The sequence below is a fragment of the Vulcanisaeta sp. genome, assembly GCF_049966235.1.
Taxonomy (GTDB): Archaea; Thermoproteota; Thermoprotei; order Thermoproteales; family Thermocladiaceae; genus Vulcanisaeta; species Vulcanisaeta moutnovskia.
The window spans coordinates 159,611-176,045 of record NZ_JBMFVA010000002.1 but is presented as its reverse complement, the minus strand read 5'-3'; the positions used below and the strand labels follow the sequence as shown (position 1 = coordinate 176,045).

At 42.4% G+C, this 16,435-nt stretch carries 16 protein-coding genes and 2 tRNA genes; 11 read left to right on the top strand and 7 right to left on the bottom strand.

Annotated features, from left to right (window positions below; genetic code table 11):
* The first annotated feature begins 72 nt into the window (after positions 1–72).
* Positions 73–270, top strand: coding sequence for a DUF1922 domain-containing protein (locus tag ACP5L5_RS02655; RefSeq protein WP_048056839.1), 198 nt, complete (start codon positions 73–75; stop codon positions 268–270).
* A gap of 248 nt (positions 271–518) precedes the next feature.
* Here the strand turns inward: ACP5L5_RS02655 and ACP5L5_RS02650 are convergent.
* Together ACP5L5_RS02650 and ACP5L5_RS02645 are read right to left on the bottom strand one after the other, a co-directional pair.
* Positions 519–610: transfer RNA gene (locus tag ACP5L5_RS02650), tRNA-Gly, on the bottom strand.
* Between the two features lie 214 nt (positions 611–824).
* Positions 825–2,018: an acetyl-CoA C-acetyltransferase gene (locus ACP5L5_RS02645; protein ID WP_013604020.1), complete on the bottom strand. Its 1,194-nt coding sequence runs from the start codon at positions 2,016–2,018 to the stop codon at positions 825–827.
* Between the two features lie 121 nt (positions 2,019–2,139).
* Between ACP5L5_RS02645 and ACP5L5_RS02640 the strand changes: the two genes are divergently transcribed.
* From ACP5L5_RS02640 to ACP5L5_RS02630, 3 genes are read left to right on the top strand one after another with little or no spacing between them, the layout of a single operon-like run.
* Positions 2,140–2,568, top strand: a complete 429-nt coding sequence (locus tag ACP5L5_RS02640; RefSeq protein ID WP_428761416.1) for a Fur family transcriptional regulator — start codon at positions 2,140–2,142, stop codon at positions 2,566–2,568.
* A 54-nt stretch (positions 2,569–2,622) separates the two neighbouring features.
* A complete protein-coding gene (locus ACP5L5_RS02635; RefSeq protein ID WP_428761414.1) occupies positions 2,623–3,096 on the top strand; it encodes a rubrerythrin family protein in 474 nt (157 codons plus the stop codon).
* Positions 3,097–3,106: 10 nt separating this feature from the next.
* Positions 3,107–3,715, top strand: coding sequence for a DUF3501 family protein (locus ACP5L5_RS02630; RefSeq protein WP_428761412.1), 609 nt, complete (start codon positions 3,107–3,109; stop codon positions 3,713–3,715).
* A 5-nt stretch (positions 3,716–3,720) separates the two neighbouring features.
* Here the strand turns inward: ACP5L5_RS02630 and gatE are convergent, their stop codons facing one another.
* Positions 3,721–5,589: a Glu-tRNA(Gln) amidotransferase subunit GatE gene (gene gatE, locus ACP5L5_RS02625; RefSeq protein ID WP_428761410.1), complete on the bottom strand. Its 1,869-nt coding sequence runs from the start codon at positions 5,587–5,589 to the stop codon at positions 3,721–3,723.
* Between the two features lie 274 nt (positions 5,590–5,863).
* On the opposite strand from gatE, the gene ACP5L5_RS02620 reads away from it, so the two are divergent.
* The 5 genes from ACP5L5_RS02620 to ACP5L5_RS02600 all read left to right on the top strand — a co-directional run bounded on the left by ACP5L5_RS02620 (position 5,864) and on the right by ACP5L5_RS02600 (position 10,724).
* Positions 5,864–7,318, top strand: coding sequence for an RtcB family protein (locus ACP5L5_RS02620; protein WP_428761408.1), 1,455 nt, complete (start codon positions 5,864–5,866; stop codon positions 7,316–7,318).
* A gap of 76 nt (positions 7,319–7,394) precedes the next feature.
* On the top strand, positions 7,395–8,063 hold the full coding sequence (locus ACP5L5_RS02615) for a 30S ribosomal protein S7 (RefSeq protein WP_013604027.1): 669 nt from the start codon (positions 7,395–7,397) through the stop codon (positions 8,061–8,063).
* A gap of 158 nt (positions 8,064–8,221) precedes the next feature.
* Positions 8,222–9,232, top strand: a complete 1,011-nt coding sequence (locus tag ACP5L5_RS02610) for a replication factor C small subunit (protein ID WP_428761512.1) — start codon at positions 8,222–8,224, stop codon at positions 9,230–9,232.
* A gap of 6 nt (positions 9,233–9,238) precedes the next feature.
* Positions 9,239–10,546, top strand: coding sequence for a replication factor C large subunit (locus ACP5L5_RS02605; RefSeq protein WP_273301750.1), 1,308 nt, complete (start codon positions 9,239–9,241; stop codon positions 10,544–10,546).
* Positions 10,494–10,724, top strand: coding sequence for a hypothetical protein (locus ACP5L5_RS02600; RefSeq protein WP_273301748.1), 231 nt, complete (start codon positions 10,494–10,496; stop codon positions 10,722–10,724). The genes ACP5L5_RS02605 and ACP5L5_RS02600 overlap by 53 nt, the downstream gene beginning before the upstream one ends.
* On the opposite strand, the gene ACP5L5_RS02595 is transcribed toward ACP5L5_RS02600, so the two are convergent.
* Positions 10,705–11,391 (bottom strand): trimeric intracellular cation channel family protein, encoded by a 687-nt coding sequence (locus tag ACP5L5_RS02595; RefSeq protein WP_013604031.1) that lies wholly within the window; start codon positions 11,389–11,391, stop codon positions 10,705–10,707. The two genes, ACP5L5_RS02600 and ACP5L5_RS02595, sit on opposite strands and share 20 nt — an antisense overlap.
* Positions 11,392–11,566: 175 nt before the next feature.
* Between ACP5L5_RS02595 and ACP5L5_RS02590 the strand changes: the two genes are divergently transcribed.
* Together ACP5L5_RS02590 and ACP5L5_RS02585 are read left to right on the top strand one after the other, a co-directional pair.
* A complete protein-coding gene (locus ACP5L5_RS02590) occupies positions 11,567–12,232 on the top strand; it encodes a molybdopterin-dependent oxidoreductase (protein ID WP_013604032.1) in 666 nt (221 codons plus the stop codon).
* Between the two features lie 5 nt (positions 12,233–12,237).
* A complete protein-coding gene (locus ACP5L5_RS02585; protein WP_428761404.1) occupies positions 12,238–13,089 on the top strand; it encodes an ARMT1-like domain-containing protein in 852 nt (283 codons plus the stop codon).
* On the opposite strand, the gene ACP5L5_RS02580 is transcribed toward ACP5L5_RS02585, so the two are convergent.
* From ACP5L5_RS02580 to ACP5L5_RS02570, 3 genes are all read right to left on the bottom strand, one after another.
* Complete coding sequence (locus ACP5L5_RS02580) at positions 13,077–14,978, bottom strand: hypothetical protein (RefSeq protein ID WP_428761402.1); 1,902 nt, start codon at positions 14,976–14,978, stop codon at positions 13,077–13,079. The two genes, ACP5L5_RS02585 and ACP5L5_RS02580, sit on opposite strands and share 13 nt — an antisense overlap.
* Positions 14,979–15,172: 194 nt before the next feature.
* Positions 15,173–15,311: transfer RNA gene (locus tag ACP5L5_RS02575), tRNA-Thr, on the bottom strand.
* A 459-nt stretch (positions 15,312–15,770) separates the two neighbouring features.
* Positions 15,771–16,433, bottom strand: a complete 663-nt coding sequence (locus ACP5L5_RS02570; RefSeq protein ID WP_428761400.1) for a hypothetical protein — start codon at positions 16,431–16,433, stop codon at positions 15,771–15,773.
* Between the last annotated feature and the right edge of the window lie 2 nt (positions 16,434–16,435).

Here is a 16,435-nt window from a genome sequence, read left to right as displayed (position 1 = left end):
TTTCACTCACCTCAACTGTAATTGCTGAAACCCAAAAAGCAATTTATTCCCTGTAATATATAGCATAGGACTATGTATCTAGTCGTGGCATGCCCTAAGTGTGGGAATTACTCAATTACCCGCGATACTACTAAAACGCATCAATGTCCATACTGCGGCTATGTAATGCGTATTGAGGAAGTAACAATAATTGCGCGAGCCAAGAATGGCAAAGAAGCCAGAGAAATAATTTTGAAGCTAAAGACTCCCAAGGAATTAAGAAGACCTTAATGCACTAGTTCTGGTGTAATTAACCACTTAATGACCCAATTACAACGTACATAAAGCCTCGTCCTTTAGGGCAGGGAAGAGGTCAACGTACCGAACAAGGTATAAATTGACCATGCTAATATTTAATATGGCATAGCCCAGTTTTAATCCTAAATGCAACATGACCTAATTAACTCATACATTAATGGACATTAGGATGACGTAAACGATCATGACAATAATATGCTGTTAATTTAATTATTGATTAGTGCGGCCGCCGGGATTCGAACCCGGGTTCTGCGGCTCTCTACGTTCATTGCTCGGAAGGCCGCCATCCTAGACCAGGCTAGACTACGGCCGCGGGTTCTGTTTATTCATTGCTTATTTAAAAGCGTTTTCCGTCATTCATGACGCATCAATGAACGCCATAAGAACCAGGAAGTATGTACTAAACCTTGATAAAAAACTGAATAGTACCCGGAGGGAAACAATGCTTTGAGACCAAGCAAACTTGTTTTAGATATACTTAGTAAGTTGTTATTTTAAACTTCGAAGCTATTAAGAAGAAAGTTGATTTATGCCCTTTGAATTATTATTGCATAGCCCTGTCCACCACCAACACATGCCGTTGCTAATCCATACTCCTTACCCATTAACTGCAATTGCCTGGCCAATGTACCGGTGAGCCTGGCTCCAGTTGCGCCGAGTGGGTGACCTATTGCCACGGCACCTCCTTTAATGTTTACCTTATTTTCATCAATGCCTAACTCCTTAATTGCATTTAATGTGACCACTGCAAATGCCTCATTTATCTCCCATAGGTCTATATCATCAACCTTAAGTCCTGCCTTAGCCAATGCCTTCTTTGATGCTGGTACTGGGCCTTCACCCATTATTGACGGGTCAACAGCAGCCCAGCCAAGAGATACAACCCTAGCCAATGGCTTCAAACCGAGTTCCTTAACCATCTTACCTGACATTAGGACGACTAGTGATGCGCCAGAGTTGAGGGGTGCTGAATTACCAGCCGTTATTATACCACCAGGTTTAAAGGCAGGCGGTAACTTAGCTAATGCCTCTATTGACGTATTGGGTCTAACGCTTAGATCCTTGTCAACCACAGTCTTCTGACCATCCTTAACAACCTCTATTGGAAGTATCTCATCCCTGAAGTAACCCTCCTCATAGGCCTTAGTAGCAAGCATATGGCTTCTGTAGGACCACCTATCCATTTCCTCCCTGCTTATTTTCTTGAGAGTAGCTAACTTCTCGGCGGTTAATCCCATTACGTATCCCGTAGCCATGTCATACATGGCGTATTCAGGATTTGTGGCTAATTCAAGGTGTGGAACTATGTATGGATTATTGTACATTGGTACTCTCGATAGGTGCTCATAACCACCGGCAAACACTATGTCAGCCTGTCCCGTCCATATTTCCATTGCACCGATACCTATTGCATCGAAGGAAGAAGCACACTGCATATCCACAGCCATGGCCGGTATGGTGACCGGAAACTTCGCTAAGAACACGGGTATTCTACCACCCATGCTCCAATTATCACCGCCCTGAAGTGCATTACCAACTATTACATGGTCTATCTGCTCAGGCTTTATGCCAATATCCTGAACTGCCTTGACAAGTAACTTCGAGAATAGTGTTGGCCCACTTATTTCATAAAATACATCGAACTTTGGATCCTCCCTCTTAACCCTGGAGAATGCAGTCCTCTTAAAGTAAACCATGTATACTTCCTTGTCCTCGCCCATTCTAATCGGGCTTTAGTACTCTCAGCGTATTAATATTGCTTATTCACATATAAACTATATAGGGTTTAGCCAGGACGTGAGTTCAGAAAGATTTTTATCCAGAAATAATTATTATCTCGAAATGAATGAAACAGATGAAATAGTAAGATTATTAAGGAGTAGGGGGCTTAAGGTAACGCCGCAAAGAATTGCAATACTAAGATTACTGAAGAGTGGTGGGCATTTTAATATTGAACAGGTGCTTAATGAGTTAAGGAAGATTGAACCTAACATTAGCATATCTACCGTGTACAATGCATTAAATACCTTCGTAGAGCTGGGCATACTGAGATCCTTCGAGGTTGATGGTAAGACTTGGTATGAGATTCGTAAGAAACCGCATATTAATGTTGTCTGTGAAGATACAGGTCAGATAATTGATGTTAATGTTGATGTTTCCACAATAGAGAGGAAGATAAGGAGTATGGGTATAATGATTAGGGATCTTACCATTGTAGTTCGCGGCAATTGTATAAGTCCCTCTCTTTCAGGTGGTGATTCTCAGAAGTAAGTTCTAACCCGAAATATTTATAAATTAGAGCACAAAGCATTACTTAGATCGGGAATGAGCACAAAAAGGATCCCAAAGGGTACGAAAACCTATGAAAACCTGAAGATTGCGTTTCAAGGTGAATCAATGGCAAATAGGAGATATCTATACTATGCAAGGATGGCTAGGCAGCTAGGGCTTAATGACATAGCCGAGGCCTTTGAGAAGACAGCGAATGCTGAGACAGGGCATGCCTTTGGACACCTAATGTTCCTAGGTGTTGATCCTGTTGCCGAGATTGAAATAAATACAATAGAGGACGCACTTAGGGCTTCAATATATGGAGAGACCTATGAGTGGACACAGATGTATCCAGGTTTTGCCAAGATAGCTAGGGAGGAGGGATTCCTGGAGGTTGCCGAGTGGCTTGAGGCCGTGGCTAAGGTAGAGAGGCTACATGCAAATAGATTCAATGAGGCACTTGAGAAGTACTATAGGGGTAAAGGAGTTAAAACTGAGGTAGAGGACGAAACACTGGGTAAGTTATAAGGCGTTAATCATGGCAAGTGACCTACTTAAAATCATAAGCCATATATACCCACCATCACAATACTCAGGCATCAGAGAGAGGGTTTACGAATTAGTGAGTAACTATAAGGCGAATAGGTACGTTAAGGTTGATGATAGATTAACCATACTCTTTGAGGACAGTGTAACGGTATGGTTCCAGATAGAGGAGACAGTATTTCTTGAGGGTGTTGATGATGAGAAAATACTAAATGAGGCTGTAAGGACGTACTTGCCCATGATACCTAGTGATAATGAGGTAAGCATGACGCTATTTGTGTATATTTATAACGATAATGAATTACGAAACTTACTACCACTGTACAGAGGTATCGAGAAGTCGGTCTTTCTAGAAATCGATGGACAAAGAATTAATGCTATACCAATATATCCCGAGGATTATGGTCCCAACGCACAGCCGAGGAGCATACACTATTTGAAGTTCCGTGAAGATGGTCTTGACAGAAAGATAAACAATGCCAATGAAGTAAGACTTGTAGTGACTCACAACATGGTTAATAAATCCGTGAAATTAACCATAAAGCAAATAAACGCCCTAAGGAACTCAATAAAAAGATCGCAAATTTCCTGGGCCATTTAGAGAAATCATCCTTTCAAATATTCATCAATAGCACGCAGTATGTCGTTTGGATCAGCCTTACCCCTTAGATCCTTCATTAATACCTTCAATAGCTTGTCCTTATCTTTAATATTCAATTCCTTAGCCATCTCAAAAACAACCTTCTTGACCTCCTCGTAACTCATCCTTAATAAGCCAAGTTCCTTAATTACGATGTTAATATCCTTATTTGGTTCCTTAGACCAAGCCTTAATTATGTCAGGTACTGCCTCCTTAGTTATCATATTAATAGCCAACGCATTAAACAAGGACTTAAGATGCTCCTCCGTTATAAATGATAAATCAACACCATCCCTTTGAAGAGACTTAAGTGTATTAACTAGGGTATTGGCTATTAAGGTTGCCGAAACCTTTCCCTGAAACTCCTCAATTAGATAATCAATTAGGTCATAATACGGCGATCTAATGACCTGCATAGCCAATTCCCTACTCATGCCATAGCTAACGTACCTACTAACCCTCGACTCAATAGGTTCAGGTATTAACAACTTGGCCTTCTCTATCATCTCAGGCGTAACCCTAATAGGCCTTAAATCGGTCTCTGGGTACATCCTCGCGGCGCCAGGTCTGGGTCTCATGAACTTCGTGGTCCCATCGGGGTTAGCTGCCCTTGTCTCCTCGGGAACTCCATGAAGTGCCTCTTTAATCCTATCAATAACAACATCGACTGCGTCATTCAAGTCCTTATCATTAGTGCCAGCTAGAAGAATGAATGAATCAACGCCAAGTCTTGAAGATACCTTGGAAACCTCCTCAGCCGTTATTCCATAGCCCGGCAGTTCATCACTATGAATAAGGCCAGATAGGCTTGTCCAAACCCTGACCCTATCAGCAAGCTCCGTGCCAAACCTCCTATTCGGCTGAACCTCCCTACCTAGTATACCCCTTAGCCCCGGTGTCTTTATGGCTATGACCTTACCACCACCATCAAGGACCCTCCTAATCAAGTTAGATTTCGTTGATGAGAATATGTCGGTAACGTCGACAAAGTCCTTAACGAACCACTCCTCCTTAACACCCCTCTTGATTAATTCATCACGAATAGCCAGTAGGTTTAATTGACGCTGAACCTCATACTCAATAACCTTAGGTATAAGGCTCAGGTCCGGCACACCCTTAATCTCCGTCTTAGCACCGCCCTCTATTGATACGTTGACATCCTGCCTAACAGTGCCAAGCCCCCTCTTTGCCTTCCCCGTCATCTTAATACTATGGCCTATGTAATAAGCCACCTCCATGATTTCCTGAGGACTGTAGGTAAGTATCCCCGTGGAAATCTCAATAAGCGGTATACCAAGCCTATCAAGCCTATAGACAACGGTATCGCCTCTCTCCTCAATCTTTCTAGCTGCATCCTCCTCAAGAGCAATTGTTTGTATGGGCACTTTATAATCAAAGAACTTAGCGAGACCATCATGCGCAATAAGCATAGTCCTTTGAAAACCAGAAGTGTTTGATCCATCAATCACGGTCTTCCTCATGACATAAATCTCATCAAATATCTTGGCATTGAACATCATGGCTACGGCCAAGGCAACCTCGAGAGACTCAGGGTCTGGGTCATGCGGCGGCTCCTCATCAAGCTCCACAAGGCAGGTGGTATCATAATAACCCTCATATATAAACGTCCTATGCTTCCTAAACTCCCAAACAGCCGCTGGATCCACCTCACCTAACTCACTCATGCTGGGTCTTAGCCTCCTAACGACCCTAAAGTGCGGTTCATCATTCCTAACCACAGGAGGACAATTACAGAATAGCTTCCTACCAGTATTCAACTGGACATGTATCTCTAAGCCAACCTTTAACCCAACAGCCCTATAATCAACAGGCACAGCATAACGTATAACTGGGATTTAATTTATTTTTCAATCATCCACGTAAAACAACCCATAAGCCTCCTTACACACTCAACTCTAAGTGAACAACCGGTAATAATTATGGAAGTAATAGCTATGTCTTCGGCGTGACCATGATCGTAACCATTTAAAGAAGGCCGTGTATTAACCACGGTTATATTGCGTGAACAACATGGAGCTTAACATCCTAATTGCATTAAAGGATAAACCCTTTTAAAAGGGGATCATTATCTAGAGTACTGAACTGAGTATGGCACCACCGTTGAAGCGGGTTGATAAGTACGTGTGGGAGATACCGAAGGGATACAAGCCATGTATGAAGGTACCGGCCAGGATATTCGCAGATGACGATTTAATAGAGAAGATGAAGACGGACATGACACTGGAGCAGGCGGCTAATGTCACGTGCTTACCCGGCATTTATAAGTATAGCATAGCCCTACCAGACGCACACCAGGGCTACGGATTCCCAGTAGGCGGTGTTGCGGCAATGGATATGGAACAAGGTGTAGTAAGTCCAGGAGGAATTGGCTATGATATTAATTGTGGCGTGAGGCTTCTTAGAACAAATTTAACAGAAAAGGATGTTAGACCTAAACTAAGAGAGCTTGTGGATACGATATTTAAGTTAGTACCTGCTGGCGTTGGCGAGACTGGGTTACTTAGGTTGTCATTCGGTGATTTAGATAGGGTTCTTGAGGATGGTGTTGATTGGGCTTTGTCTAAGGGCTATGGTTGGAGCGATGATAAGAACTTCATTGAGGAGTTTGGGCATTATGAAGGTGCTGATGCAAGCAAGGTTAGTCAGAGGGCTAAGGAGAGGGGTAAGGATGAGCTTGGCACTACTGGCAGTGGTAACCACTTCATTGAGATTCAAGTCGTTAATAAGATATTCGATGCGAACCTAGCCAAGAGGCTTGGTATTGAGCAGGAGGGTCAGGTAATGGTTCTGATACATACTGGTAGTAGAGGTCTTGGTCACCAAGTCGCCACTGATTACATAAGGGTTGCGGAGAATAAGATGAAGCAGTGGGGCTTGTTCCTGCCGGATAGGGAGTTGGCAGCGATGCCCCTGAGCACCAAGGAGGCCCAGGACTACCTAGCTGCCATGAAGGCCGCGGCTAACTACGCATGGACGAATAGGCAAATAATAACGCACTGGGTTAGGGAAGCCTTCAGGAGGGTCTTTGGTAAGGACCCGGACAAGCTTGGTCTTGAGATTGTCTATGATGTCGCCCATAACATCGCTAAGATTGAGGATCACGTGATTGATGACGGGGGTCACGTTAGGAGGGTTCTCGTGCATAGGAAGGGAGCCACAAGGTCATTCCCAGCGGGTAGGCTGGAGATACCACCTAAGTATAGGGATATTGGACAGCCCGTCCTAATACCCGGTAGCATGGGCACGGCATCCTACGTATTGATTGGTTTACCAACGTCATTCCAGGTAACCTTTGGTACGGCACCTCACGGAGCTGGTAGAACGCTAAGTAGGTCGGCCGCGGTTAGGATGCTACCACCAAATAAGGTTAGGAGTACTCTGGAGAGTAGGGGCATTATCGTGAGATCTGCAGAGAGTGAGATAATATCTGAGGAGGCGCCTGAGGCTTATAAGAACGTTGATAAGGTAGCTGAGATTGCCGAGTTAACTGGTATGGCTAAGAGGGTCTCGAGGCATACACCCATTGGTGTTGTTAAGGGCTAAGGCTTTATTGCTTTAAACCATTCCCAGCTGGATAATAGTAAATCTTTAAAAAGGTGCCCGTTTCTTATCCTGCGTAATGAGTGATCGAGGAATTACACTGTCTAAGGAGACTGTTACTTATCAGGTTAGTGGTGTAACGATAATTGAGGAGTGTCCGAGGGATTTGAAGGCACTGGATGGTGAATCAATTAAGTTATTTGGTAAGTGGCCCTTTGATAACGTTATTGTTAAGGACCCAGGTCTTAGGAGATACCTATGTCTTAAGCCCATGTACTTACCGCACACGAGTGGTAGGTATCAGAAGAGAAAGTTTGGTAAGGCGAAGATACCAGCCATTGAGAGATTGATTAATCAATTAATGCACCCAGGTAGGAACGCTGGCAAGAAGCACAAGGCCTATAATATTGTTAAGAGAGCCTTCGACATGGTTTATCTAAAGGCAGGCCAGAATCCAATACAGATCTTTGTTGACGCCCTGGTTAATGCTGCACCAAGGGAGGAGATCACTAGGGTCGTATATGGCGGTATTGCATACCCAGTATCCGTTGATGTTTCGCCATTGCGAAGACTAGACCTAGCCATCAAGTGGATAATTGAGGGAGCTAGACAATGTTCCTTCAATAATCCTAAACCCATTGAAGAGTGCCTTGCTGATGAGATAATCGCTGCCGCACAGAATGACCAGAAGTCCTATGCCATTAGGAAGAAGGATGAGATGGAGAGAGTAGCCGCAAGCGCAAGATGACAATACCTATTACTCTATATTCAACTACTCGCAATAACTTAATATTAACCTGCATGAAACAATACACCATGCACTTCTTAAATTTTAATATTATTTTACTGGCCACCCAGGAGGAATATTTATTTAACTAAGTAATTCAATAATTACTCGTAATGTCAATCGCAGAATTGATATGGGTTGAGAAGTATCGTCCTTCGAGGATTGATGACATTATTGACCAGGAGGAAGTTAAGGAAAGAGTGAAACAGCTTCTTAAGACTGGTAACATGCCTCACATGCTTTTTTATGGTCCTCCTGGTACTGGTAAGACTACGATGGCTCTTGCCATAGCCCGTGAGCTGTATGGTGATGCTTGGCGTGAGAATGTCCTTGAACTAAACGCAAGCGACGAAAGAGGAATAACAACAATTAGGGAGAGGGTTAAGGAATTCGCAAGGACTGCCCCTATGGGTAAGGCACCGTATAAGTTGATAATACTTGATGAGGCTGATAACATGACATCCGATGCACAACAGGCCCTTAGGAGAATGATGGAGATGTATGCGAACGTGACCAGGTTCATACTGATTGCCAATTACGTGTCCAGGATCATCGATCCAATACAATCCCGCTGCGCCATGTTTAGATTCTCGCCGCTTCCTAAGGATGCTGTTCTTGGTAGGCTTAGGGATATTGCTTCGAGGGAGGGTGTTAAGGTTACTGATGAGGCCCTCGAGGCCATCTGGGACATAAGCCAGGGAGACATGAGAAAAGCAATAAACACACTACAGGCAGCGACTGCCACGGCCAGGGAAATAACGCCTGAGGTTGTTTATAAAACCGTGGGTTATATAGAACCTAAGGATATTTTTGACCTAGTAAATATTGCACTCAATGGCGACTTCATTAGAGCACGGGATAAGTTAAGGACTTTAATGTATGAGCATGGTGTATCCGGAACTGAAATACTGAGGGTAATACAGAGACAGATAATGAGCGGTGCCATTAATGTTCCTGATGAAGCTAAGGTTGAGATTGCTGAGACAGCGGCTGACATTGATTATAGACTCACTGAGGGTTCTGATGAGGAGATACAGCTTTCAGCTTTCCTGGCTAGGCTAATGTTGATTGGTAAGAAGTATGGGTTAGTAACTGGTAAGGAGACCAAGGCACCTGCCAAGAAGAGGTGACACTAATTGTCTAGGAAAATACCATGGATAGAAAAGTATAGGCCGCGTAAATTATCTGAGGTTGTTAATCAGGAGGAGGCTAAGAAGGCGTTACTTGATTGGATAAATAGCTGGGAGAAGGGTAAACCAAGTAGGAAGGCTGTGATGCTTGTAGGCTCACCTGGCACTGGTAAGACAACACTTGCCTATGCATTGGCCAATGAGAAGGGTTATGAAGTTCTCGAGCTTAATGCAAGTGATGTAAGGACTGGCGAGAGGATTAGGCAGATAATTGGTGGCTCGATGAAGATGGGCTCGCTCTTTGGCTTTAGGGGTAGGATTATACTATTTGATGAGGTTGATGGATTAAATGTCAGGGAGGATAGGGGTGGGTTGGCAGCGATTGTGGAATTGATTAGGGAATCTACATGGCCCATTATAATGACCGCAAATAATCCGTGGGATCCTAAGTTCAGGGAGTTGAGGGATGAAGCTGAAGTTATTCAGTTAAAGCCTTTACGTGAGAATGATATTTTAACAATATTAAGAAGAATATGTAATAACGAGGGTATTAAATGCGAGGAAGACGCCTTGAAGCTTATTGCAGAAGCTTCTGGTGGTGATGTTAGGGCTGCGATAAATGATTTACAAGCCGCTGCTGAGGGTAAGAAGGTCTTAACAAAGGATGACGTTACAGTAACAGAGAGGGCGCACCAATTTGATATGTTTAAGGTGCTTGATAAGGTATTTCATGCAAGGAGGTTTGATGAGGCCAGGTCTGTCACGTTCTTACCCAGTTTTGATTGGGAGAATTACTATCCATGGGCGTTGGATAATATACCCTCTGTATATGCTAAGTCCATAGAAGCTGTTAGTGATGCCTTCGATAATTTATCACTATCCGACGTAGTTAAAGGTAGGATTACAAAGACTCAGGAGTGGGAGTTGATGCCGTACATGCTTGAGTTAATGACGGCGGGGGTAGCGCTAGTGCGTAATAAACCTCCGCTTCCTAGATTCGCTAGGTTATCATTTCCTGAGAGGATTAGGCTAATGGCCAAGACAAAGGAAATTAGGCAACTAAGGGATGCATTGATTAATAGGCTTAGGGTTGAACTTCATGTTAGTAGTTCCGAGGTATCCTTATACTACATACCATTACTTAGGTTAATGGCAACAAGTGATACCTTCAAGAAGAAGCTACTTGAACGCCTAATGAAGATCATGGGTTACTCGCTGGAAAGTGTTGAGAAGACACTCGGCGTTGGAGGGGTGAACACCAGTGGTGAGGGTGAGGGGGGTCAACGTAAGTCGCCGAAAAGACCCGGAGGGTAATTATGTCGTTGTCATGGACATCGAGACTTATGAATTATTAGAACCATCGTTAAGCAAGTTAGGCTTAAATGCTGAATTCATGGGTAATGTTGTAATAATTAGAGATAGATCGTGGAGCCGCATTAACAAGTTAATGAATATAGCCCGCGAATTGGGCATTAACTTGAACGAGGATTAACACCTCTTTGCTCGGTACTTTTTACATTCTCTGATTTACTATGGGTTGATAGATGCACCGTCACATACGCCTTATCAAGACCTTTCATTATTATTACGAACCTAGTAATTATTATTATAATCGCCGTAGCAAACACCGCAGTCTCACTACCTAGTAATGACCTAAACACTAGGTATATTATACCACCAAGCACTGCTACTGTTGCGTAAATATCGCGTCGGAAAATTGTGGGAATCTCACCGGCTAGCACGTCCCTAACAACACCACCACCTGTAGCAGTCACCGCAGCCATTAATATCACGCCAAGTATGTTAAGTCCATGCTCAGCGGCTATCTCAGCACCCACGGCAGAGAACGTGCCGAGACCAATCGCGTCTGCATACATGAGCGCATTCCTATATCTGGAGATGCATGGGTAGAATACATAGGCCATTAATGATGCGATTATCGCCATTATTGGATAGGGCAAGTAAACAATATTCGTTGGTGGAAACACGCCAATGAGGATGTCCCTAATTATACCACCAGCAAGGGCAACTGATGAACCAAGTACAACACCGCCTAAAATATCTAGGTCTTTCTCATATGCCTTAAAAGCGCCGGATGCCGCGAACGCCATTATCCCAATATAATTAAATATGTTTATTAATAGGTTTACGAAACCCACGGAAGACGAAGTACGTACTAGGTATTTAATCCTAACTATCCATTTTAATTACACACCTAAAAGCGAGCATCCCATTATCTTTGCCTAGTCCCTAAGACATGGAGAGTTTAAGTTCACTATTAATTTTAATGAGCCATACCTAAACCTATTAAAAGTAGCCTTGACTTAGTAAATCGTGATTAAAGCAATCGATGAAATCTTCAAGACCGCATTAAGTAGGCCATGTGATAAGTTAGTTTACAAACGTGAATTACCACCAAACCAGAAGATTATACCTCGCTTCATAATTTATGACGTTTATGACCCTCCTAAAGACCCTGATCTATTTAACTATAGGTTAAGGGTAACTGGGGTCGTTGAGAATAATATTGAAATACCGTACGTGGACCTACTCACAAAAGCACCTTGTATGGACCTAGTTGCTGATTTTCACTGTGTTACGGGATGGAGTGTGTTAAACGTAACATGGAGAGGCGTGCCTACTAGATACGTAATTGATATGGCAAAGCCTAAAGGCAATTATGTAATGGCCGTAGGCATTGATGGTTACACAACAAACCTACCACTGAGTACCCTGCTTGAGAAAACAACAATAATTGCCTATGCAATGAATGGGAAAATACTGCCTAGGGAGCATGGCTTTCCACTGAGGCTTGTTGTGCCGTCGCGCTACGGCTGGAAAAGTGCTAAGTACCTTAGTGAGTTAATTGTCATGGATAGTAATGAAGCTGGTTATTGGGAATTACTTGGTTATCATGATAATGGTGATCCATGGCTTGAAGAGAGGTTTAGTGAGGGTAATCCAGTAACGATGAGAAGGAGAGTTAGAGTGGTGAGGTGACGCTTATGCGTAGTCCATGGTATATAAGCATCAGTGACTGCTTGCTCTGTGTCCTTGAGTCCAGGTTCAGTGAGTTGAAAAGATTGGGCATTAATGACGCTAGATCCTTCACTGACCTGGGGAAAATCGTGATGGAATTAGCGCCTTTGGGTAGGACAACCGTGTTTACTGAGACGTTTAACTACATGGCAAGATCCCTTAATAATGTGGATCCACATGCCGATGAGAAGTTAATGCTTGAAAGAACTGCGAGGGAATTAATAGGTAGGTTAAGCCTTAGTGATGATGTTATTGATTATGTAAAGCTCGCAGCTTCGGCAAACTCTGTTGACATACCAATGAGAGGTTACGATTTTAGTGTTGATGACTTCGTGAAGAACATACTTGAGGAACCAACTTGGTTAGGCACAAATCCCATAGATCTAAGGAATGAGCTTAATCATGCTAGGAAAATCGCGTATCTAGTTGATAATGCTGGTGAGTTTCAATTCGACTTATTACTCATTGAAAAGCTGGCTTCGATAGGTATTAATGTCGTGGTATACGCTAGAGATAAACCATATGAGGTTGATGTTACATACGATTACGTTATCAATAAAGCGAGAAACGCAGAGGTTAGGGAGCTACCAGGTAATTACTCGGCATTTTGGTATGATGAAGTAATTAGGGAATTGATGAATTATGATCTCGTTATCTCCAAGGGTCTTGATAACCTGGAGACATTTATGGAAAAAAGCCCAATACTTAAAAATGTACTATTCCTGTTTAGAGCCAAGTGCCCATTAATAGCCAGGTTATTTAGTGTCGAGAGGAATAAACCAGTCATTTCAATGGGGCTAAATTATCACCAACCATAATTAATTAGTGTACTGGTTTCTGCACCCGTTACTATAAAGAACATTAATTGCTCATCATTGCTTAAGTATAACTTACCGTTTAGCACCGCCGGTATATAGGTAATGGGTAAATGCCCGTTGCAATTTACCGTAGTACCCTGCGAAACCTCAACATTGCCTGATGCACTTAAACTCGACACACTCGTAATCCTATTATTGGTAATAGCTAGGCCTAATTCAAGGGCGCCCTGGGTATTTGCGCTTATTTCAACAGCCTTTGTGAAGGAGCATGTTAACCCTCCAACGCTGAATCCATTTATGTATAGGTTTTCCTGGGTTGGGTTTGTTATGTTTATTGTTAATTCAGCACTTCCATTAGTGCCAATTAATAACTCACCAGTGGCGCTGGGTGTAGTGGTTATCCAGGTGGATGTTGGTATATAGGAGTGCGGTGCTACGGGTATTCCTAAACAACCTGCGGCTAATGATGGTGTTGAATTAATGACTCTGCTTAGATATTCATTTATTAGGGTTTGAGCCTCCATGGGGCTTATCGTACCATTAAACAATGCCTTAATTATCGAGGTTATATTACTCATAATACTATTATTAAGTTCCACATAGCATAACATGGGTGTCACTCCGCTAATCCCATGTTGCCTTGCAAGGTTCTGGACAGTAGAGTTCACGTATGATAGGTAATTCCTCGTCATATTCACAGCCCAAATAGCGTAATGCACCTCGCCCTCATAATTATGAACCTTATAACTGCATTGATTTAGCACCTGCATTATCAGAGTCGTATTACCACTATTGAAGGCATTGATTAACTCGGACTTGCATTGGGAATACGTATTGATAATGTAGGGTGTTAAGTTCGATAACCCAACATTACTTAATTCCTTAGTAATATTCATGAATTTAATAATTATGACTTGTGTAGTGTTTGTTTCATTAATTAACGCCTTTATCTGCCCTAGGCAGGTGGTATAATTATTGATAAAATCGTTAGCCATGACGTAAACCTCAGGCTCATTCAATGGCTTACTCATCAATAAGAATAATGTCTCATTTATTTTACCCATGCATTCCATTAATTGTGGTGGCGTGGGAATGGTCGTGTTTAATGACATTGATAGCCGATTAATAGCCCTTGAAGTATTCTTACTTAGTGTCATGAGGTATGGCGTAAGTACTCGTGATAGCACGTAAGTCCTCAGTCCTGGAGGAGTTAATAGTGAGATTGTTATTACCTCGATCTTTATAATAACTATCTGCCTAACTGTCGAGTTATAACCAGCGCTTAATAATGCGTTGTATGTCATGTTCAGTATATTCATGGTAGTATTTAGACCTATAAGAGCGTTAGGTGGCACGTAATGATGAAAACTCTTCTCCTCATTACCCAATATTGCCATGCTCATATTAATTATATACGTTGCATTATCACTCTTACTCAATACTGATAACGCCCTTAATGTGAAGTTCACTAGGCTTTCATTACTCAATAAATTACTAATTACAGTATTATTTACCGCTGATGTTAATGAGACGTAATTATTAATTACCGTCTGCGTTGAATTAACGTGCGCATTAGTCATTAAATGAGAAGCCAGATTAATCGCGTTATTCAACGTAATAATAGCACTTAAGTAATTACCTATATTGGCATAGGACTCAGCCTCGTTAATTAACTCAATTAAAGCCGTAGAATTAATACCACTGGCATTTAACGCCTCAATCCAATGCTCAGCTATGAATAAATGAACGTAATAAGATGCAACAAGGCCCGTTACATTCACACCACTATTAAAATTAACGGAGGAATTAACACCCTGGGCATGCAAAACAGCAACACCCATAATAGCCAATAGGGTGATTCCTATAACGAGGAATACTAGGGATCTCATTGGGATAGAATTAGGAAATAGATATATTTAAGGAAGCGCTCGTGAAAAGACCGTGAAAAGCTAGAAATGCTATAACTGATTAATAACCTCGTATTTTACCCACAATGTAAGTACACCGCATCAAGCGGAGATATGCTGGTGAAAAACCACAACCAATACCCTTTCAACATAAAATATTTACGCAGTAAATGAACTGGAGCCCCGGCCGGGATTTGAACCTTATCCCAAGCTCAGCCCAGCTGGACCGGGCTAAGCTTGACGGGACCTCCCGCTTACGAGGCTTGCACGGGGCTATTGCCCCAGGGCGCTCCGACCAGGCTGAGCTACCGGGGCGAAACACTTGTTATGTTGCGTGGGTTTTAAGCTTTTCGTGATGTCTCTTATAGGAACTGACTATTGCTATTTAATTATGATAAAGCAATGATTATTATCTCAATAATTGAGAGATCTTTAAGTTGTAGATTGTACGTTACCTGTGTAGAGAAGAAATAATTAAGGGTATTGTACGATTCAGGCGTCTTCATATTGAATAGATATTGAAGAGCTGCCAGAGAGTATAATGATCACGTAATCATCACAAATGATAAAAATGAGCAACTGAAATCATCCAAAGAGTACTTAGTGCCTTTCTAAGGAAACTGGAGTATTATGAAGAAGATATTGCGGTTAGGAATCCAGGATTTTTAAGTACTCGCCTAAATGATGACAGAAGGTACTGCACTTAAGTACATTGGTCAGGGCAAGAAGATTGATAATACCGTGAATATAACTTATGAAACTTGATTATTAGATTTAGAATTCCTGGTTTGCCATTACATCCTCAACTGCTTGATTGAATAGGTAGCCTATTTCATGTACCTTGACTGTGTCCTCATGTCTGGGTCTTGTTACTGTGGCTACGTAAATCCCATAATCTGAGTGGCTTCCCTCCTCGGGCCCCTCAGGACTTCCATACGGTGAGAATAGTATTATGTGCGTTATGCCGCTCTTCATGATTAGAGCCCGTAATGCATTATCGAGTTGATTATAGATTTCACACTTAAGTTGCGGCTTTGTGTGTAGGAATCTGTCAAGCGCATTAATTGAGGCTATCACAGGCCTTGTCTGAGCCTCGGCTATTATGGCGCTTATTACATTGTTTATCTCCGTTGCTGGATCCACCTCCTGATTCATCCTTATGCTATACTTACCGTATGTCGGGTCCGTAATTGGTATGTTTATTAGTGACGCTCTGGTCAACTTAACAAGTGGCGACTGCGTAGGGTCTATGTTCGGCTCCTCCTTTACTGGTTCCATCATTAACACAGACCACCACGACTTATCAGGGTATTGCGGTTTTCTATTCTCCGTAACACCCCTCTCTATTGAGTTCATTAGTGATAGTAGGAAGTTAGTCTCACACTCCATGAACCCTTGGTACTCAAGCCCCAAAACGCCCAATAATATTGGCTGCATCT